This is a genomic window from Nocardia miyunensis NBRC 108239 (assembly GCF_001613065.1).
In the GTDB taxonomy this organism is placed as follows: Bacteria; Actinomycetota; Actinomycetes; order Mycobacteriales; family Mycobacteriaceae; genus Nocardia; species Nocardia miyunensis.
On the sequence record NZ_BDBQ01000144.1, the window covers coordinates 1 to 18,758 of the forward strand.

Annotated in this window: 16 protein-coding genes; 8 read left to right on the forward strand and 8 right to left on the reverse strand. The window is 67.9% G+C overall.

What is annotated here, in order from left to right; translation table 11 throughout:
- The first annotated feature begins 759 nt into the window (after window positions 1-759).
- The 3 genes from NM2_RS45155 to NM2_RS45165 all read left to right on the forward strand — a co-directional run bounded on the left by NM2_RS45155 (window position 760) and on the right by NM2_RS45165 (window position 2,474).
- Complete coding sequence (locus NM2_RS45155; protein ID WP_040819224.1) at window positions 760-1,053, forward strand: WhiB family transcriptional regulator; 294 nt, start codon at window positions 760-762, stop codon at window positions 1,051-1,053.
- A gap of 544 nt (window positions 1,054-1,597) precedes the next feature.
- Window positions 1,598-2,173, forward strand: a complete 576-nt coding sequence (locus NM2_RS45160; protein ID WP_067683424.1) for a sigma-70 family RNA polymerase sigma factor — start codon at window positions 1,598-1,600, stop codon at window positions 2,171-2,173.
- A gap of 1 nt (window position 2,174) precedes the next feature.
- Complete coding sequence (locus tag NM2_RS45165; protein ID WP_067683427.1) at window positions 2,175-2,474, forward strand: RskA family anti-sigma factor; 300 nt, start codon at window positions 2,175-2,177, stop codon at window positions 2,472-2,474.
- A gap of 681 nt (window positions 2,475-3,155) precedes the next feature.
- Here NM2_RS45165 and groL read toward each other — a convergent pair.
- Together groL and groES are read right to left on the reverse strand one after the other, a co-directional pair.
- On the reverse strand, window positions 3,156-4,763 hold the full coding sequence (gene groL, locus NM2_RS45170) for a chaperonin GroEL (RefSeq protein ID WP_067683429.1): 1,608 nt from the start codon (window positions 4,761-4,763) through the stop codon (window positions 3,156-3,158).
- 97 nt (window positions 4,764-4,860) lie between these two features.
- On the reverse strand, window positions 4,861-5,160 hold the full coding sequence (gene groES, locus NM2_RS45175; protein WP_067683434.1) for a co-chaperone GroES: 300 nt from the start codon (window positions 5,158-5,160) through the stop codon (window positions 4,861-4,863).
- Between the two features lie 711 nt (window positions 5,161-5,871).
- Between groES and NM2_RS45180 the strand changes: the two genes are divergently transcribed.
- The 4 genes from NM2_RS45180 (at window position 5,872) to NM2_RS45195 (ending at window position 11,920) form a co-directional block, all read left to right on the forward strand.
- Window positions 5,872-7,407, forward strand: coding sequence for an Hsp70 family protein (locus NM2_RS45180; protein ID WP_067683454.1), 1,536 nt, complete (start codon window positions 5,872-5,874; stop codon window positions 7,405-7,407).
- 370 nt (window positions 7,408-7,777) lie between these two features.
- Entirely contained in the window at window positions 7,778-8,965 is a 1,188-nt protein-coding gene (locus tag NM2_RS45185; protein ID WP_218026123.1) for an EfeM/EfeO family lipoprotein, read from the forward strand.
- A gap of 44 nt (window positions 8,966-9,009) precedes the next feature.
- Window positions 9,010-10,182 carry a Dyp-type peroxidase gene (locus NM2_RS45190; RefSeq protein WP_067683456.1) on the forward strand — a complete coding sequence of 391 codons (1,173 nt, stop codon included), beginning with the start codon at window positions 9,010-9,012 and terminating at the stop codon, window positions 10,180-10,182.
- A 118-nt stretch (window positions 10,183-10,300) separates the two neighbouring features.
- Window positions 10,301-11,920 carry a phospholipase C gene (locus NM2_RS45195; RefSeq protein WP_067683437.1) on the forward strand — a complete coding sequence of 540 codons (1,620 nt, stop codon included), beginning with the start codon at window positions 10,301-10,303 and terminating at the stop codon, window positions 11,918-11,920.
- 156 nt (window positions 11,921-12,076) lie between these two features.
- Here the strand turns inward: NM2_RS45195 and tsaD are convergent, their stop codons facing one another.
- The 6 genes from tsaD to alr form a co-directional block, all read right to left on the reverse strand.
- Entirely contained in the window at window positions 12,077-13,111 is a 1,035-nt protein-coding gene (gene tsaD, locus NM2_RS45200) for a tRNA (adenosine(37)-N6)-threonylcarbamoyltransferase complex transferase subunit TsaD (RefSeq protein WP_067683439.1), read from the reverse strand.
- 61 nt (window positions 13,112-13,172) lie between these two features.
- Complete coding sequence (gene rimI / locus NM2_RS45205) at window positions 13,173-13,685, reverse strand: ribosomal protein S18-alanine N-acetyltransferase (RefSeq protein ID WP_067683441.1); 513 nt, start codon at window positions 13,683-13,685, stop codon at window positions 13,173-13,175.
- 64 nt (window positions 13,686-13,749) lie between these two features.
- The gene (gene tsaB / locus NM2_RS45210) at window positions 13,750-14,499 is read right to left on the reverse strand and encodes a tRNA (adenosine(37)-N6)-threonylcarbamoyltransferase complex dimerization subunit type 1 TsaB (RefSeq protein ID WP_067683443.1); all 750 of its coding nucleotides are present in this window, start codon (window positions 14,497-14,499) and stop codon (window positions 13,750-13,752) included.
- 273 nt (window positions 14,500-14,772) lie between these two features.
- Entirely contained in the window at window positions 14,773-15,219 is a 447-nt protein-coding gene (tsaE, locus tag NM2_RS45215) for a tRNA (adenosine(37)-N6)-threonylcarbamoyltransferase complex ATPase subunit type 1 TsaE (protein ID WP_067683445.1), read from the reverse strand.
- A complete protein-coding gene (locus tag NM2_RS45220) occupies window positions 15,212-16,309 on the reverse strand; it encodes an alpha/beta fold hydrolase (RefSeq protein ID WP_067683446.1) in 1,098 nt (365 codons plus the stop codon). Before NM2_RS45220 ends, tsaE begins: the two co-directional genes overlap by 8 nt.
- Window positions 16,306-17,463 (reverse strand): alanine racemase, encoded by a 1,158-nt coding sequence (gene alr / locus NM2_RS45225; protein ID WP_084532312.1) that lies wholly within the window; start codon window positions 17,461-17,463, stop codon window positions 16,306-16,308. The genes NM2_RS45220 and alr overlap by 4 nt, the downstream gene beginning before the upstream one ends.
- A gap of 114 nt (window positions 17,464-17,577) precedes the next feature.
- Here alr and NM2_RS45230 point away from each other — a divergent pair, with 114 nt between their 5' ends.
- Window positions 17,578-18,396: an SDR family oxidoreductase gene (locus NM2_RS45230; protein WP_067683452.1), complete on the forward strand. Its 819-nt coding sequence runs from the start codon at window positions 17,578-17,580 to the stop codon at window positions 18,394-18,396.
- Window positions 18,397-18,758: the final 362 nt, after the last annotated feature.

Sequence of the window (18,758 nt, forward strand, 5' to 3'; positions counted from 1 at the left end):
GGGCAATTCCGCGGTCGCCGCGCGCGGGTCGGGGCCGAAGGCGGCCGCCGCGAATATCGCGTGCCGCGGACGGGATTCAGAACTGAACTCGTGCATCGCAGCACCCTATCGACGCACCCGTTCCCATACGCCGATAGAACTCCCGGCAACCGTCTGGCATGCGGAAAGCCTCCCAGGTGTTTCGATCTCGTTAAACTACCTCGTGCAATCGCCTAGCATGCGCGTCAAAAGTTCGCATGCTTTTCGAGCAATTAACCTGCGCGCCCCGGGAAGTCCACCCGGACATGCCCTCGGCGAGGGTAACCGCCAGCTCAAACCATGAGATCGGTCACATATCCCAGGGTGCGCGAGAGTTGCGGGAACCAAGCATTTCCATCAAGAAACTACCGTTTACCTGGGGTTTTGTGAGCGCTCACATGATTGCACGCGGACCACCCGGAACCGCCAAACAGATCAGTATCTCGACAGCGAGCTGAAAAGTAAACAGCGCAGAGGTTAAATCTGCGATTCCCTCGATTTGAAATCCCCAATGTGGAAACTATTGACTCGATTTGTTTATCCGTCCTAACGTACGACATCGCCGTCGTCGGCGCCTCACGAAAATGTGAGTGCCGCGAACTGCGATCGCCGGGACACCGGCGATACGGTCCGAGCCCGATCTCGGCGAGGTCCCATCCGGCCGCGCCCCCGGGGCCGGACAGACCGTTGCTACCGCACCGCTCGACAACGCCGACGAGCTCGCACCATAAGGAGTTCACCATGCCCATGCCCACTCATCTCCCTGGGCCCAACGCCGACGTCTGGGATTGGCAGATGCGCGGTTCCTGCCGCGGAGTGGACTCGTCGGTATTCTTCCACCCCGACGGCGAGCGCGGCCGTGCCCGCACCCAGCGTGAGCTGCGTGCCAAGGAAATCTGCCGGAACTGCCCGGTGCTGATGCAGTGCCGCAGCCACGCCCTGAAGGTCAGCGAGCCCTACGGCATCTGGGGCGGCCTGTCCGAGACCGAGCGCGAAATGCACGCGCGCCGGAACCGCCGCCGCGTCGCCGTCTGAGCCGCCCGCAGGCCGCACCGTCGCGGCGCGGAGAAAAATTTCTCCCCATCCGCAGGCGCGGGTGCGCCGAATGCCTAGCAAACACCGGCCACTCGAGCTAACGGCCAGTTAACGGCATGAACAAGCACCCGGAATATTCGGCTACCGCCGTAAGACCTGCGGTGCAGCGATCGGGAGCGTTGCCATCCGATATTCGGCACGCGCCACCCGAGTCAGCGGAAACGGTTTGCGCAACCACGCAGCAGTCCGTATCCACCCGAGCGAGTTCAACGTTGATCCACTGTCTGTGAAAACGGCGTTTTGCAGATGTTCTCGGCGTGTCCGCGGCGTGTCTCTCGAAAAAATCTCCGCGTGTCGAGCGATGTCCGAAAACCGCTGAGCCGCAGTCGGTTTTGCCGATACCCCAGCGGAGAGGAGGTCATAGCGGCAGGCTACGGTAGTGGCCGATGACACAGAATGGAGCGTTGTGACAACGCGGCCGCCGGCCGCAGAGGGCGACTCGTTCCACCAAGCGTTTCGGGACGAGCGGGCGAACTCCCCCAGCGTGGACTCTGCGGTGACGGCGCGCGCAGCCGAAGGACTCGAACTGGCGGCTCTGCTCGAACGATGCGGGCTATCCGATCAGCGAGCCTTCGCCGAACTGTACGACCGAACCTGTGCACGCGTATTCGGCCTGGTGCTGCGCGTTCTACACGATCCGGGATACGCGGAGGAGACCACGCAGGAGGTCTATCTGCAGATCTGGCGTACCGCAGCCAATTTCGACGCGACCAAGGGTTCCGCGGTCACCTGGCTGATGACGCTGGCCCATCGGCGGGCGGTCGACCGGGTGCGTGCGGAACAGGCCCACGCCCTGCGTGAGGTCGCCTACGGCGCGAGCACCCTCGGGAACGAGTTCGACGAGGTCACCGAGGAGGTCGGTCGGCGCCTGGAGCAGCAGGCCGTGCGCGCGGGCCTGGAGACGCTCACCGCCACGCAGCGAGAGGCGATCTCGCTGGCGTACTTCGGCGGACATACATACGCCGAGGTGGCCGCGCAGCTCGGCGTAGGGTTACCGACGGTTAAGTCCCGTATTCGGGACGGTTTGACCAGACTGAAGAAGAATTTGGGAGTGACGTGAGATGAACGAAAGCCAGATCGATCTCGCGCACATGGTCGCGCTCGGGTCGATCGGCGACGAGGACCAGCGCGCGGTGCGGGAGATAGCCGAGGGCGACGACCCGGCGCTGCGTGCGGACTTCAACACGGAAGTGCAGCTGAACCGACAAGCTCTCACCCTGTTCGCCTCGGCGTCGGCAACCCCACCGCCCGCCTCACTGCGTGATCGCGTCCTGAACATGATTGCCGCGGAAGAGTCCGAAAGTTCCGCACCGGCCCATACACCGCGCAATGCGGTGCATCCGGGCAGCCCTACCGCCTAGCCGATTCCATCCCGCTGCGCGGCAACCGAATCCGCAGCCGAGAATCTCCATATTCCAGATAAGTCAACGGGCCGTTCACATTCATGAATGAATGTGAACGGCCCGTAATTCTGTTTACCCCCACACGAATACCCGGCTCCCCCGCCACCCGAAATTCGGGATATCCCATCAAGATATCCCCCCCGAAACGCGAGACGCGCACTCCCCCAACCGCGCACAGAACCGGCCTTCGAGCGAGAAGATCGCGACCGGCGAAACGAAACCCATCAACCAGAGCCACGCGAGATGCGTACCCCCTCAACCGCGCACGGAACCAGCCCGTGAGCGACCGCCCGACCGAGCAAGACGACAGCCCTCACCCGACAACTACGCGAAATGCGCACTCTCTCAACCGGGCACGAAGCGAGCCTGCTCACCCCCACTACCCGAGATGCGCACTCCCCCAACCCCCCACAACGCCAGCCCTCGACCGACATTCACCACCAAGCGAACCAAGACACTCAACCCCACTACCCGAGATGCGCACTCCCCTCGCCCCGCACAGAGCGAGCCTTCGAGCGCCCGTTCGCGGCCGGGTCGCCGTTCGGCCCTCGAAGCGCATGGGCGAAGCCCGAGTCTCGAGGGCCGAACGGCGGCCCTTGGGGGCCGCGAACCCGCCGGAGCGGAGCGGAGGCAGAAGACTCAGTGCGCGTGACCGTGGTGGTCGTCGGCCTCTTCCTCGGCGGGCTTGTCGACGATGGCGCTCTCGGTGGTGAGCACCATGCGGGCGACGGAGACGGCGTTGAGGACAGCGGAACGGGTCACCTTCACCGGGTCCACGACGCCGTCGGTGACCAGATCGCCGTAGACGAGAGTGGCGGCGTTGAAGCCGTCCTTGCCGTCGGCGACCTTGCTGACCACGACCGCACCGTCGACGCCGGCGTTGCTGGCGATCCAGTACAGCGGGGCCGCGAGCGCCTTGCGCACGACCTCGACGCCGACGGCCGCGTCGCCGGACAGCGACTCGCGCAGTTCGGCGAGCTTGGTGCTCGCCTGCACCAGCGCGGTGCCACCGCCGGGGACGATGCCCTCCTCGACCGCGGCCTTGGCCGCGCTGACCGCGTCCTCGACCCGGTACTTGCGCTCCTTGAGCGCGGTCTCGGTGGCCGCGCCGACCTTGATCACCGCGACGCCGCCGGACAGTTTGGCCAGCCGCTCCTCGAGCTTCTCGCGGTCCCAGTCGGAGTCGGTGGCCTCGATCTCGCTGCGCAGCTGGGCAATTCGCCCGTCGATGGCATCCTGGGTGCCCGCGCCGTCGACGATCGTGGTCTCGTCCTTGGTGACGACGACACGCCGCGCCGAACCGAGCACGTCCAGGCCCGACTCGCGCAGGTTGATGCCGAGGTCCGGGTTGACGACGGTCGCACCGGTGACGATCGCCAGATCGTCCAGGAACGCCTTGCGGCGGTCACCGAAGAACGGCGCCTTGACCGCGACGACCTTGAGCGTCTTGCGAATCGCGTTGACGACCAGGGTGGACAGCGCCTCACCCTCGACGTCCTCGGCGATGATCAGGACGGGCTTGCCGGACTCGGCGATCTTCTCCAGCAGCGGCAGCAGATCCGGCAGCGAGCTGATCTTCTCCCGGTGCAGCAGCACCAGCGCGTCCTCCAGCACCGCTTCCTGCTTGTCCAGGTCGGTGACGAAATACGCGGACAGATAGCCCTTGTCGAACTGCACGCCCTCGGTGATCTCGAGGTCGGTGCTCACCAGGGAGGATTCCTCCACGGTGACCACGCCGTCCTTGCCGACGGTGGTCAGCGCCTTGCCGACCATCTCGCCGATCTCCTCGTCGCGCGAGGACACGGTGGCGACCTGCGCGATGGCCTTCTCGCCGGAGACCGGCTTGGCCGCTGCCAGCAGCGCCTCGGAGACGACGTCGCCGGCCTTGCTCATGCCCGCGCCCAGGGCGATCGGGTTGGCGCCGGCGGCGATGTTCTTCAGGCCGCCCTTGATCAGCGCCTGCGCCAGCACGGTGGCGGTGGTGGTGCCGTCACCCGCGACGTCGTTGGTCTTGGTGGCCACGCTCTTGACCAGCTGCGCGCCCAGGTTCTCGAAGGGGTCCTCGAGGTCGATGTCGCGGGCGATGGTGACGCCGTCGTTGGTGACGGCCGGACCGCCGAACGCCTTGGCCAGCACCACGTGCCGACCACGGGGACCGAGCGTGACCTTGACGGCGTCGGCGAGCTTGTCGACACCGCGCTCCATTGCCCGACGAGCCTTCTCGTCGAACTCGATCTGCTTTGCCATAGTTGAGAATTCCTTCAGTGTCTGATCGTCGAAGGTGCGTAACGAACACTGCCCCGGCGCCGCAAGCGGTCCGGGGCAGCATCGCGCTACGACTGGGTCACTTGTTGACGACAGCCAGGACGTCGCGAGCCGACAGGATCAGGTACTCCTCGCCGTTGTACTTGATCTCGGTGCCGCCGTACTTGCTGTAGATGACGGTGTCGCCCTCCTTGACGTCCACCGGGATGCGGTCACCCGTGTCGGTGACCCGACCCGGACCCACGGCGATGACGGTGCCCTCCTGGGGCTTCTCCTTCGCCGTGTCGGGGATGACCAGGCCGGAGGCGGTCGTCGTCTCGGCCTCGCCGGCCTGGACGAGGATCTTGTCCTCGAGCGGCTTGATGTTCACGCTCGCCACGTTGAGCCCTCCACTTTCAGGGGATTTCTACTCGTCCGGGGCTGTTCCCCGGACTCACGGTTTCGGTCGTGTGCCGACCCTGCCCATAGCCCCGTCGTCGCGGGTGCCGGAGCCCCAGTGCAGTGGTCGTGCTGGCAACTGAAACTTCCACCAGTGCCACCTAGCACTCTATACAGCAGAGTGCCAGCGCTCAAGGTTGGGTAGTGCTGATTCTTCGATACCGGCTCGCAACCCGCCGCGCCGCGACACGTTGCACGACACGCCGACGATTTTTCGCCGGAAACCCCCGGTGACCCTGGACCTCACGGGTAACTCGAGTCACATCGTCCACACGGTGGCAATTGATCTGGAAAATCTGTAACGTTCGGATAACGGAATGTGACACTATGGACGACGGCTCCGTGATGTTGCCGTGCCAGCAGACGCCGTGCCGACCGACGGCTTCGCGCCCTCGGGAGGTACTTGTCGGATGGTCCCACACCGTCACGCGATCCGCCGAGCGTTGCACACACCGCTTCACCCCGCGCGAGCCCTTGGCGCACACCATGGAACGAGTACCAGACCGCAAGTGATCGTCGCCGGACCCTACGCCCGAATGGACCGCGGGACCGGCTCGATCAGCTCGGACCATCCGCCATCCACGCGGATGCCCGTGCTGTCCGCATCCGATGGTCGGCGACACGATGACCATCCGCTCGAAGGGAGGTGAACATGCGAACATCCCTCGGCATCTCCGCCGGGAACGAGGTGGTGTGCTCGGCGCTGGTCGCCACCGCACCCAATGGCGCACAGGAATTCGACTACCGGATCGTCTCCGCGGACGCCGCACATTCGGATCTCGGCGATCTGGTTGCCTCCTCGATCGAGCTGATGACCACCCAGATGCCCCGCGAATTCGTGTACCCGCGCGGTGCGCACGCCGCCGGACCGGCGACCGCGTCGGGCGAGCCGTTTCCCACCCCCGGCGCCATCGCGGTCGCCTACCGCGATCGCGAACAGGCCGTGGCGATCCGCTCCGCCATCGGCCGCCAGCGTCGCGACGTGCAACTGATTCTGGAAAGCACTGCCGCACTTACCTATCTGCGCCACACCGGCCTGCTGGACAGGTACGAGACGGTCGGCCTGATCGATCTCGGCGCGTCCGGTATGACCGTCTCGGTGGCCGACGTCGCCGACGACGTCGTGCTGCACAGCGAGCGCACCGACAACGTCAGCGGCAATGCCATGGACGAGCTGATCTACCACCACCTGCTCGACTGCCACTTCGCCCGCCGCGGCACCCGGCCCAACCGCACCATGCTCATCAACCGCGCCCGAGCGGCCAAGGAGCATCTGTCCATCGCCCCGGCGGTCACCATCGATCACGTCGCCGGTCAGCCCCTCAAACTCACCCGCGCCGATTTCGGGGAGCTGATCGCCGATCTGCTCCACGAGGCCGCGGTCTTCGCCGCGGCGGTCTTCGCGCGCGCACCGAAATATCCGCGCGCGGTCACCGTGATCGGCGGCTGCGCCAATATGGCCGCCGTGGTCAACGGCCTCGCCGACCTGCTCGACGTCGTGGTCCTCACCGTGCCCGAACCGGAGGCCGCGACCGCGAAAGGCGCTGCGCTGGTTGCCGATTCGGTGCAACCGTCGGCCTTCCCGGTGATCAGCCTCGGCTCGGACGCGAAACCCGGCACCTTCGCCAAACTCATCGGCACCCTGGCCGGCGCGGTCGTGGTGCTGGGCCTGGTGGTCGGTTACGGGGTCAAGGAACTGGTCCCCACCGCCGACCACGACGTCACCCCGGCCGGCACCACGCGCACAGCGGATTTCCCCACCACAACCACGACACCGCCGCCGACCACCCTGCCCCCGAGCACCCCGAGCACCACCGCCGGACAGATCGCGCCCGGCAGGCACACCGCGGTCACCACCACCACGACGACCCCGTCCGCCTCCACCACGGACACCAGCCAGCAACCCACCACCGCGCCGAGCGCGGCGCCGGCGACCACCGCCGTCCCGCTGCGCCCGGATCCAGGGCTGCCGCCCATCCCGCTGCCGGATCTGCCGCATCTGCTCGGCCCGCTGCTGGGTACCACCACCCCGCAGCCCACCGTGCCGAGCACTGTCCCGGCTCCGACCACGACATCCGGGCCGGCCATCACTTCAGGATCGACACCGACGCCGACGAGTCACAGTCCGCATGTGCCGCGCGCCAACACCGGATCAGCCGCGCGAGCGACACTCCTCCCCGCCGACTGACACCGCCACGACCAACAACGGACCACCATGCCGGAAACCGCCGTGGCCCAACCCGAAACACCGTCCCCGAGTGACGATCCCCGCACGTTGACACTGAGTCGACCGCGAGCGACACTCACCCGCCGACTGACACCACTAACCGGCGACAACTCACCATGCCGAATATCGTCCGGTCCTGCCCTGAAAACCGGCGCTGAGTAACGACCCGCCGCAGCGGAACGGCGACAACGGATCAGCCCCGCGAGCAAGCTTGTACCCGGTCGATCGCCATCGCAACGGCCCACTGCGACAACGGAATGAATACTCGCTGTACAGATCGTGCGACCCCGTTTCGGAACGCTGGTTGCCGTAAGCTGTCGCGGTCATGCGCATGGGACCAGTACGCCGTATCGTCGTGGCCGTCGCCGCGATCAGCACGGCGACGGTGGCGAGTGCCTGCGGGCACCCCGCCCCCGCGAAACCCGTCCGGCAGGTCATCGACGTCTCCGAGGACGCCTGTGGCCAGGGCTGGACCGATCCGCACACCGGCCAGCAGACCTTCTACTTCCGTAATACCGGTTCCAATCCGACGACCGTCGACCTGATCGATGTGCGCACCGGCGCGATCTCCGCCGAGGTGCCCGATATCGGGCCGAACACCACCCGCGGCACCCGTGTCGACGTCGGCGGAGGCACGTTCGCCTTCCGTTGCGCCCTGGAGGGTTCGGACAACGCGCTGATCACCGGCCCCACCGTCACGATCGCCGGACCGCCCGCGGCCTCGGCGGCGGCGCCGGTCACCCCCGAGGATCTGTACGGGCCGGACAAGCGGTACGTGGACTACGTCGCGGCCGGGCTGACCCGGCTGGCCGCCGACACCGACATCCTGCGCGACACGGTCGATCGCGGTGATCTCGCGACGGCGCGCACGGCCTGGCTGACCGCCCATCTGGACTACGAACGTCTCGGCGCGGCCTACGACGCGTTCGGCGACTACGACGGCAAACTCGACGGCCGGACCGACGGCCTGGCCGGGGGCGCCGCCGATCCGCAGTTCACCGGCTTTCATCGGGTGGAATACGGCCTGTGGCACGGCGAGTCGCTCGCGACACTGGCCGGGCCCGCCGATCAGCTGGCCCAGGACGTGCACGGACTGGTCGCGGACTTCCCGGACATTCAGGTCCCGCTGTTGGATCTGGGCCTGCGCACGCACGAAATCCTGGAGAACACACTGCGATTCGAGATGACCGGCGATGCCGACTACGGCAGCGGAAGTTCCCTGGCCACCGCCGCGGCGAACGTCACGGGGACGCGGGAGTTGCTCACCGTGCTGGATCCGGTGCTGCGCACCCGATATGCGCGGCTCCCGCAGACGATGACCTGGCTCAACCGTTTCGAGGCACTGCTCGAGACGCACCACGCGAATGCGCCTGCGGGCGATCCTGCCAGTGGCGCCTGGACCGCGGTGTCCGCGCTGAGCCCGTCGGACCGGCAGCGGCTCAACGGCACCCTGAGCCAGCTGCTGGAGTACCTCGCCCCGATCGCGACCATCTGCAAACCGCGAAAGACGTTCCAGTGACCGCGAATCCGTCGCCGAGTCGGCGTTCCTTCCTGCGTGGTGCGATGGCCGCGGGCGTAGGCGGCGCGGTGACCACGGCCTCGGCGATCGCGCCCGCCGCGCTGCACACGGTCACCGCCGCACAGGCCGTGCCGCCGTTCCACGGGATCCACCAGGCAGGGGTCGCCGATCCGCCGCCGCCCGGCGCGCAGGGAATCACCGCGTCGTTCGATGTGATCGCCGAGAGCCCGGCCGAGTTGACCGAGTTGTTCCGCACCCTCACCGAACGCGCCCGCATCCTCAGTGCCGGAGGGCCGCCGTCCGCGGTCGGCATCACCGCGCCGCCCGCCGACAACGGCGTCCTCGGTCCGGATGTACCGGCGGGCGGGCCGGTGATCACCGTGGGTGTGGGCGCGAGCCTGTTCGACGACCGGTACGGCCTGTCCGGCAAGCGGCCCGCGGGACTGACCGCGATGCCGATGTTCCCCAACGACAACCTCCGAACCTCCTGGTGCCACGGCGATCTGAGCCTGCAACTGACCGCGGCCGACGCCGACGTCTGCGTGCACGCCCTGCGCGACATCACTCGCGCCACCCGCGGCGCGATGCAGCCGCGCTGGCGGATGAACGGTTTCGTCAGCCCGCCCCGGCCGAGCGGGACGCCGCGAAATCTGTTCGGCTTCAAGGACGGTATCGCCAATCCGGGCAGTGCCGACTTCCAGCATCTGGTGTGGGCCGGCGCCGGGGAGCCCGCCTGGGCGGCCGGGGGCACATATCAGGTGGTCCGGCTGATCCGGATGCTCGTGGAGTTCTGGGACCGGATCGCGATCACCGAGCAGGAGAACATGTTCGGCCGGGTGCGCGATACCGGAGCGCCCCTGAACGGCGACCACGAGAGCGATACGCCGGACTACAGCGATGATCCCGAGGGACTGGTCATCCCGCTGAATGCGCATATCCGCCTGGCCAATCCGCGCACGCCCGACACCGCGGGCAGTCAGATCCTGCGGCGCAGTTTCAACTACGACCGCGGCAACGACGACGCCGGAAATCTCGACCAGGGCCTGATCTTCCTGTGCTACCAACGTGATCCGCACACGCAGTTCGAGGTCGTGCAGAATCGGCTGGCGGACGAACCGCTGGTCGACTACATCGCACCGTTCGGCGGCGGATACTTCTTCGTCCTGCCGGGTGTGCGCGATGACACGGATTTCTATGCTCGCGCCCTGATGACGTGAGGCGGATCTTCCACCCGACAGGCGGACGTCGCCCCGTGTTCACCCCTGGGAAATCTCCGCTCGTGACTATCGTTTGACTTCGCATGAGCGGCGAGGCGGGATCGACCCAGGAGGATACGTGAGTACAGGCTCCCAGACGCGGCGCGCACCAGCGCAGGGTGGCAGCGGAAAGTACAAGCGACGCACGACGATCGCCGCCGCCATCGCGACAGCCGGGCTGCTCGCGGCCGCCTGCTCGTCCTCGACGAGCACCACGGTGACCGACCAGTCGGCGACGACCACGACGCCGATAAAGCACATCGTGGTCCTCTACGACGAGAACATCTCGTTCGACCACTATTTCGGCACGTATCCGAACGCCGCCAACACCGACGGCGTGCAGTTCCACGCCGCGCCGGGCACCCCGGCGGTGAACGGGCTGACCCCGGATCTGTTGACGCACAACCCGAACCTGTTTCAGCCGCAGCGCCTGGGCCCGGACAAGGCCATGACCTGCGATCAGGACCACTCGTACAAGGCCGAGCAAGAAGCGTTCGACAACGGCAAGATGGATCAGTTCGTCCAGAAGACGCAGAAGGACGAATGCCCGGCCGCCTACGGTCCCAACGGGATCGTGATGGACTACTACGACGGCAACACCGTCACCGCGATGTGGAACTACGCCCAGCATTTCGCGATGAGCGACAACTCCTTCGGCACCACCTTCGGACCGTCCACGCCGGGCGCGCTGGAGGTGACCGCCGCGCAGACCTACGGCGCGCAGGCCATCGACGCGAAAACCGGTGAGCCGGTGCAGGATCCGAATCTGGTCGCCGCGCCGGACGCGCAGGGCGTCGGCTCCGATATCGACGACGCCGACCCCGCGTACGACGACTGCTCGAACAAGAGCCACACCACCACCGACAACCTGATGGCCGTGAACGCCAAGAACATCGGTGACGAGCTGAACGACAAGAACATCAGCTGGGGCTGGTTCCAGGGCGGATTCACCCCGACCGGCAAGAACGCCGCCGGGAACGCCGTGTGCGGTTCGAAGCACGCGAACGTCGGCGGTCAGCAGGCGCTGGACTACAGCCCGCACCACGAGCCGTTCCAGTACTTCAAGTCCACGTCCAATCCGCATCACACCGTCCCCGCCTCGCTGGACGAGGTCGGGCACGCCGGTCCGGCCAATCACCAGTACGGGCTGGAGTGGTTCGACCAGGCCGCCAAGGCGGGCAAGCTGCCCGCGGTGAGCTACGTCAAGGCGGCCGAGTACCAGGACGGTCACGCCGGATATTCCGATCCGATCGACGAGCAGCACTTCCTGGTGGACCGGATCAACGCCATCCAGCAGTCGCCGGACTGGAAGTCCACCGCGATCTTCATCGCCTACGACGACTCCGACGGCTGGTACGACCACGTCGCCGGACCGGTGATCAACGGCTCCACCAGCGCCTCGGACGTCTACGGTCCGTGCGCGAGCAAGCCCGCGCTCGGCGGTCATCAGGGCCGCTGCGGCACCGGCCCGCGCCTGCCCCTGCTGGCGATCTCCCCCTACGCCAAGATCAACCACGTCGACCACGCCCTCACCGACGAGACCTCGATCGTGAAGTTCATCGAGTCCAACTGGTCCCTGCCCGTCCTGGGCAACGGCTCCTCCGAGGCCACCGCGGGCGACCTGTCCGGCATGTTCGACTTCGCCTCCCCCAAGGCCACCCAGCTGATCCTCAACGCCGACGGCACCGAAAAGCACTGAGCTGAAAGCGGTTCGAGCGCACGGGTTGGTAACCTGTGCGCCCTGACCGCATCGCTCGTCGAGCCGGACCTATCGCAACGTTGCCCACGCGATGGATCAGCACTTGACGATTGCCTTCGCCGCGTAGGCGCGGCAACCATTCAGTCCGTCCCCGGGTTATTGCAGTTGGCTGGTGGAGACCGGCAGGCCCGGGTCGGTGGCGACGGTGAGCGGGGAGGGTTTCGCGCCGCCCGCGATGACGTGGGCGCCCAGCGTCGCGATCATGACGCCGTTGTCGGTGCACAGGCGGGGTTTGGGCACGCGGAGGGTGAGACCCGCCGCGGCGCAACGCTCCTGGGCCATCGAGCGGATGCGGGAGTTCGCGGTCGCGCCGCCGCCGAGGACGAGGGTGTCCACGCCGACGTCCTGTGCCGCGCGAACCGCCTTGCGCGTCAGCACATCCGCCACCGATTCCTGGAACGAGGCGGCGATGTCCGGAATCGGCAACTCCCGGCCGTCGCGCTGAGCCGCCTCGACGTAGCGGGCCACGGCGGTCTTCACGCCGGAGAAGGAGAAGTCGTAGCGCGCGTCGCGGGGGCCGGTCATACCGCGCGGGAAGGCGATGGACTGCGGATCACCGTGTGCCGCAGCGGCATCCAGCGCCGGGCCGCCCGGGAAACCCAGATCGAGCAGCCGGGCCACCTTGTCGAACGCCTCGCCCGCGGCGTCGTCGACGGTGCTGCCGAGTTCGGTGATCGGCTCGGCCAGATCGGTGACGTGCAGCAGATGGGTGTGCCCACCCGAAACCAGCAGTGCCACGCACGACGGCATCGGACCGTGTTCGAGGGTGTCCACGGCGACGTGGCCGCCGAGATGGTTCAGCGCGTACAGCGGGATGTCCCACGCCGCCGCATAGGCTTTCGCGGCGGCGACGCCGACGAGCAGGGCACCGGCCAGCCCGGGGCCGATCGTCACGGCGAGCGCGTCGGGCCTGGCTACCTGTGCCGCGGCCAGGGCGCGCCGCACGGCGGGCACGATCGCCTCCAGATGTGCGCGCGAGGCGATCTCGGGAACGACGCCGCCGAAGCGGGCGTGCTGTTCCACACTCGAGGCGACCTCGTCGGCCAGCAGTTCGCAGGTGCCGTCCTCGTGCCAGCGCACGATGCCGACACCGGTCTCGTCACAGGAGCTCTCCACGCCCATCACGATCATGCCCGCACGCCCCTGTCGATCCGTACATCGGTTGTGCGACAGCAAATTTCACAGTCGCGGTTCATGCGAGCACCTCGTTCGGATCGGCGATGCCGTCGGTCGCGGGACGGCGCATGGTGAACGCGTCGGCCCCGCTGGGCTGGTAGTAGTTCTTGCGCAGGCCGATGATGTGGAAGCCGTGCTTCTCGTACAGCGCGATCGCCGGAACGTTGTCGGTGCGGACCTCCAGGAAGACCGGCCCGCCGCGCTTACCGGCCTCGGCCAGCAGCGCGCGCAGCAGGGTCGTGCCGATCCCGCCGCGATGGCTGTGCGGATCGACGCCGATCGTGTGCACCTCGGCCTCGGGATGATCCAGCGGGCCCAGCAGCGCGATCCCGGCGTAGCCGACGATGCGGCCGGATTCGTCCCGCGCGACGAGGTAGCGATTGTGCGTACCGGCGAGCTCGGATTCGAAGGCCACATCCGGCCAGGGATCGTCCTCGGGGAACAGCAACTGCTCGAGCTCGACGCAGCGGTCGATCGCGGATCGATCCATCGGCTCGATCCGGATCGACGGTGCGATCCGGTCGCTCATGCCGCACCCTTTCCGGCATGAGTGGTGGCCGGTACGGTCGCGGTCCGTTCGTTGCCCCGGCCGCTCACGCCCGGACCGCCTGATAACTGCGTTCCACCGCATCCGGGCGGCGCAGATACAGCGGGACCAGCGGCTGCGGGGTGGCGCGCGCCAGCAGTTCGGCGGCGGCGCAACTGACCAGACCGGCCGGGGACGGGGTCTCCACCGGCAACACCGGAAGGTCGAAAAAGTCCACGTGCGAAGCGGATCCGGCGATCACGGTGGAATCGCCGGACTCCAGCTCACCGGGTTTGCACACCTGCGGTCCCGCGACGCGCACCACCGCGCGCGCCCGCGGGCCGACAACGCCGTTGCCGACCACGAACGATCCCGCCAGGGCCGCCTTGGACACCGCGCGATATCGGGCCCAGTACACCTCGCGACGCCGAGCGTCGGTGACGACCAGGAGTTCGGCGTCGACCGAGGAGATGTCCCGCCACGCGGCCGCGGCGATCGCGTCCAGGCTGCACACCCCGTACACCGGCAGCCCCAGCGCATCACCGAATGCGGCGCCGGTCGCCATCCCGACGCGCAGTCCGGTGAACGGGCCCGGCCCGATCCCGACAACGACCGCATCGAGTTCGGCGCGGGAACGCCCTGCGGTGTCGAAGCATTCGAGGATCTGCGGAGTGAGCACCTCGTTGTGGGCGCGGGCATCCACGGTGACCCGGGACGCGAGCGTGTGGACCTCGTGGTGCTGGGGCGCGACCTGCTCCAGTGCCACCAGTCCCGCGGTGACGGCAGGCGTCGCGGTATCGAGGGCAAGTACAAGCATGATTGCCTCAACGATACCGGTTGGTCACCTTCCCGACGGCAACCCGGCCGCCCCCGGTTCACCCCGCCGCCGCGCCGACATCGCCGAGCCGAACCACATCAGATCGCTCTGCTCCGCCCGTCGCGCCCAACACCCCAGCGCCACAACAACTACCAGCGCAGATGCCTCGAGCACCGCCGACCGCGCGCCGATTCGACCCGAGCACCCGGGACCGCGACAGTGTCCGGCATCACACTCCATCGACGATCGCCGGGCCACCGCGCATCCGCCGATTCAGCTGGCGGCGACCCACTCCCACGTCGCGGTGCGCACGTCCGAGTCCGGCTCGCGGCGCAGCAGGACGCGCAGGTGGCGGTCGGTGAGGTGTTCCACGACGCCCAGACCCCATTCGACGACGACCACCGCGTGATCCAGATCGGTGTCCAGGTCGAGGGAATCGAGTTCGTCCAGATCGCCGCCGAGACGGTAGGCGTCGACGTGGACCATGCCGACCGCGCCCGGGTGGTCCCCGGCGCGATGCTGGCGGGCGATGATGAACGTCGGCGAGCTGACGCGTCCCCGCACGCCGAGCCCGTCGGCCAGGCCGCGGGTCAGCGCGGTCTTTCCCGCGCCCAGCGGACCGTCGAGCACGACCAGATCACCCGGGCCCAGGTCGCGGGCCAGTTCGCGACCGAGCGCCTCGGTGTCCTCGACCGTCGGCAGAATCCGCTGCTCAGCCACGTGCGACCTCCTGCTTTCCCCCGGCGCCGAGCAGCCCGCCGCGCAACAGCAGGCGATCCAGCGCGGCATTGACCAGATCCGGGTACTGCAGATGCACCATATGCGCGGCATCGGTGACGCGGACCAGATCGGCATCGGGCAACCGGCGAGCCAGCGCGACCGAATTCCGGAACGGGATCACCATGTCGTGCGTGCCGCCCAGGACCAGCTCCGGCAGCGGGGCCAGGGTGGGCAGCGCCGCGGATTCGTCGTGCACATGCAGGGCCTCGAGGAATTTCACGACCGTGGCGACCGGCGTGCGATCGATCATCGAGGTGGTGAACCGCGACAGCGTCGGGCTCACGTCACCGTGGAACGAGCTGACGTGCAGGATCGGATTGATCACGTGCCGCGCGGCGACCCGCCCGGCCTGCATCAGCGCGGGCGCGGTGTGCGCGGCGACGCGGAATCCGTCGACGGCCGGACTACGCAGCAACTGCGTCACGCCCGCCTCGGCGACCTCCGCCGCCGCGGTCGACAGCAGCGCCACCGCCCGCACCCGGGCATCGAACAGCTCCGGGAACTGCGCGGCGGCAGCGAGAATCGCCATACCGCCCATGGAATGTCCGACCAGCATGAGCGGCCCGTCCGGAGCGCACGCCCGCACCACCTCGACCAGATCGCGGCCCAGCTGCGGCACGGTGCAGCCGCGGACATGCGACTCACCCGAGCGGCCGTGTCCGCGCAGATCGAAGAAGATCATGCGAACCCTTGGGCCCCACTGCTTTTCGAGATCGCGCCGCTGAAAGTGGAAAGACTCCATGCTGTTACAGAATCCGTGCACGAAAACCACGGTGGCAGGTGCGTCCTCGGGACCGCATTCCCGAACCGCCAGTGCCACACCGTCTTCGGTGACCACCGTGCGCGCCCGGTCCCGATCCAGCAGCGTGAAGTCCTCGTCACGCAGTTCGTCGCAACGAGCGGGCCACTGCACCGTGGCGCCGATGCGCCGCAACGAATGCGCGGCGGCCAGTGCGCCGAGCAACCCCGCGGTCGCCATTCCGCCCTCGAGGACGTACTTCCCGATCCCGTGTGGCCGAGCGTATTTCATGAAACAGCCCCTCCGCCCACATAGCGCCGTACGACCCGCCCGCGCGGCGAGCACACGATCTCGTAGTGGATGGTACCCAGCAGATCGGCCCATCGCTGCGGATGCGTCTGCCCTGACCCGCCGCCGAACAGGACCGCGGTGTCACCCTCGCGGACCCCGGTGCCGTCGTGCCCCAGATCGACCACCAGCTGATCCATGCACACCCGTCCCACGCTCGGATAGTCGCGTTCGCCGATGCGCACCGAGATCCGCCCGCCCAGCGCACGGAACACGCCGTCGGCGTATCCGGCCGGAATCAGCGCCACGGTGGTGTCGCGCGGTGCGATCCACTCGTGCCCGTACGACACGCCCTCCCCCTCGGCGACCCGCTTGACCAGCACGACCTGCGCCTGGAACGTCATCGCGGGACGCAGTCCGAATCCGGCGTCCTCGATCGGCGACAGCCCGTACATCGCGATACCGGGCCGGACCATGTCGAAGGTGAGATCCGGCCGGGCCAGCGCGGCGGCCGAATTGGCCAGGTGGGCGAGTTCGGGCTCGAGGCCGAATTCCTTCGCCGCGACGATGGCGTCCTGGAGACGATCGCGCTGCAGGTCGTTACCCGGATGCTGCGGGGTGTCGGCGTGGGCGAGATGGGAGAAGATCGCCCGGAACCGGACCGCGCGCTCGTCGACCAGCTCACGCAACAGGGCCAGGACCTGCGGATATTCGATATCGGAGATACCGTTGCGATTCAATCCGGTGTCGACCTTGAGCGATACCACCGCGGTCGTGCCGGTGGTGCGCGCGGCCTGCTCGATCGCCCGCAGCTGCCGGACCGAGGACACGCCGAGCTCGATATCCGCGGCGACCGCGGCGGTGTAATCGGCGTCGACGACGTTGAGCCAGCTCAGAATCGGCGCTGTGATCCCCGCGGCCCGCAGATCCAGCGCCTCGGCGATGGTGGTGACGCCGAGTTCGGCGGCCCCGGCCGCCAGCGCGGCACGTCCCACCCGCACCGCACCGTGGTTGTAGCCGTCACCCTTGACCACGGCCATGACCCCGGCGCCCCCGGCGTACTCGCGCAGCACTCGCACGTTGTGCGCGATGGCGTCCAGGTCGACGACGGTCTCCACCTGCGATGCTGTGCTGTTCACGGCTACCGATCCTGCCATTGCCGCGCCCCGGACCATCGCCCGGTCGGCTGGACTTGCTTGGAGCGCACTCCAGGTGCCTACCGTTTATCGCGGGGCGAACAGTGCCCCGGACCACTGACATGGAGGGTTCTCATGAGCAAGGTTTGGTTCATTACCGGCGTGTCGCGTGGATTCGGCCGCGAGTGGGCGATCGCGGCGCTCGAACGGGGCGATCGGGTCGCCGGAACCGCGCGCGATCTGAGCACTCTCGACGACCTGACCGCCGGATACCCGGACACCTTCCTGGCGCTGCACCTGGACGTCACCGACCGGGACGCGGACTTCGCGGCCGTCCAGCAGGCGGCACAGCATTTCGGGCGGCTCGACATCGTGGTGAACAACGCCGGTTACGGCCACTTCGGCATGATCGAGGAGCTCACCGAGCAGGAGATCCGCGCGCAGCTGGAGACGAACGTGTTCGGCGCGCTGTGGGTGACGCAGGCGGCGCTGCCGATTCTGCGGGCACAGGGCAGCGGCCACATCCTGCAGGTGTCGAGCATCGGCGGAATCAGCGCGTTCCCGAATCTGGGCGCTTACCACGCCTCGAAGTGGGCGTTGGAGGGGTTCTCTCAGTCGCTTTCGAAGGAGGTGGCCGGGTTCGGCATCCACGTGACGCTGATCGAGCCAGGCGGGTTCAGCACCGACTGGTCCGGTTCATCGTCGGTACACAGCACTCCGAATCCGGCGTACGACGCACCCCGCGCGGCGCGGGAGAAGATCCGCGGCGAACGCCGCATCGGCGAGCCGACCGGCACCCGGGCGGCCATCCTGCAGGTCGTCGACGCCGAGCAGCCGCCGTTGCGCGTCTTCTTCGGCGTAGACCCGCTGGGCATCGCCACCGCCGAGTACGAATCGCGCCTGGCCCTGTGGCGTGAATGGGAACCGGTGTCCAAACTCGCCCAGGGCGAGTGAGACCGAACCGAGTCCGGCCCGATCCGGCACCTACCGGCCCGGGATGCGGCGATACGGTCTCGACCCCGAGTTCGCATCGGCGTCTCGACTCCGCGCGCCGAGCCTGACGAAGCTCGCCCCCCGGCGACGCCACCGAGGCGGCAAGGCGACGGGAGTGACTGGGCCACAAGGCGATTCGGCTGGACCACTACGGCGCGGCGAGCGTTCGCAAGGTCTGGATCGCCGGGCGGATGTGTCGCAGTAGCGGGGTTGCCGAGATGGGAGTTCCTGGGCCGCCGGAGGATTCGGCGTGGGCGGCGAGGTTGGCGGCCAGGGCGTGGACCCGGGCGGCTGCCGCGGCGGCCCAGGACGGGTCGCGTCCG

Excerpts from the sequence above, each read along its gene's own strand:
- NM2_RS45230 (WP_067683452.1), top strand. The coding sequence starts at position 17,578 with ATGAGCAAGGTTTGGTTCATTACCGGCGTGTCGCGTGGATTCGGCCGC.
- tsaD (WP_067683439.1), bottom strand. The coding sequence starts at position 13,111 with ATGATCGTGATGGGCGTGGAGAGCTCCTGTGACGAGACCGGTGTCGGC.
- NM2_RS45165 (WP_067683427.1), top strand. The coding sequence starts at position 2,175 with ATGAACGAAAGCCAGATCGATCTCGCGCACATGGTCGCGCTCGGGTCG.
- NM2_RS45190 (WP_067683456.1), top strand. The coding sequence starts at position 9,010 with ATGGCCGCGGGCGTAGGCGGCGCGGTGACCACGGCCTCGGCGATCGCG.
- NM2_RS45220 (WP_067683446.1), bottom strand. The coding sequence starts at position 16,309 with ATGAAATACGCTCGGCCACACGGGATCGGGAAGTACGTCCTCGAGGGC.
- alr (WP_084532312.1), bottom strand. The coding sequence starts at position 17,463 with ATGGCAGGATCGGTAGCCGTGAACAGCACAGCATCGCAGGTGGAGACC.
- NM2_RS45185 (WP_218026123.1), top strand. The coding sequence starts at position 7,778 with ATGGGACCAGTACGCCGTATCGTCGTGGCCGTCGCCGCGATCAGCACG.
- tsaB (WP_067683443.1), bottom strand. The coding sequence starts at position 14,499 with ATGCTTGTACTTGCCCTCGATACCGCGACGCCTGCCGTCACCGCGGGA.
- rimI (WP_067683441.1), bottom strand. The coding sequence starts at position 13,685 with ATGAGCGACCGGATCGCACCGTCGATCCGGATCGAGCCGATGGATCGA.
- NM2_RS45180 (WP_067683454.1), top strand. The coding sequence starts at position 5,872 with ATGCGAACATCCCTCGGCATCTCCGCCGGGAACGAGGTGGTGTGCTCG.
- NM2_RS45155 (WP_040819224.1), top strand. The coding sequence starts at position 760 with ATGCCCATGCCCACTCATCTCCCTGGGCCCAACGCCGACGTCTGGGAT.
- groL (WP_067683429.1), bottom strand. The coding sequence starts at position 4,763 with ATGGCAAAGCAGATCGAGTTCGACGAGAAGGCTCGTCGGGCAATGGAG.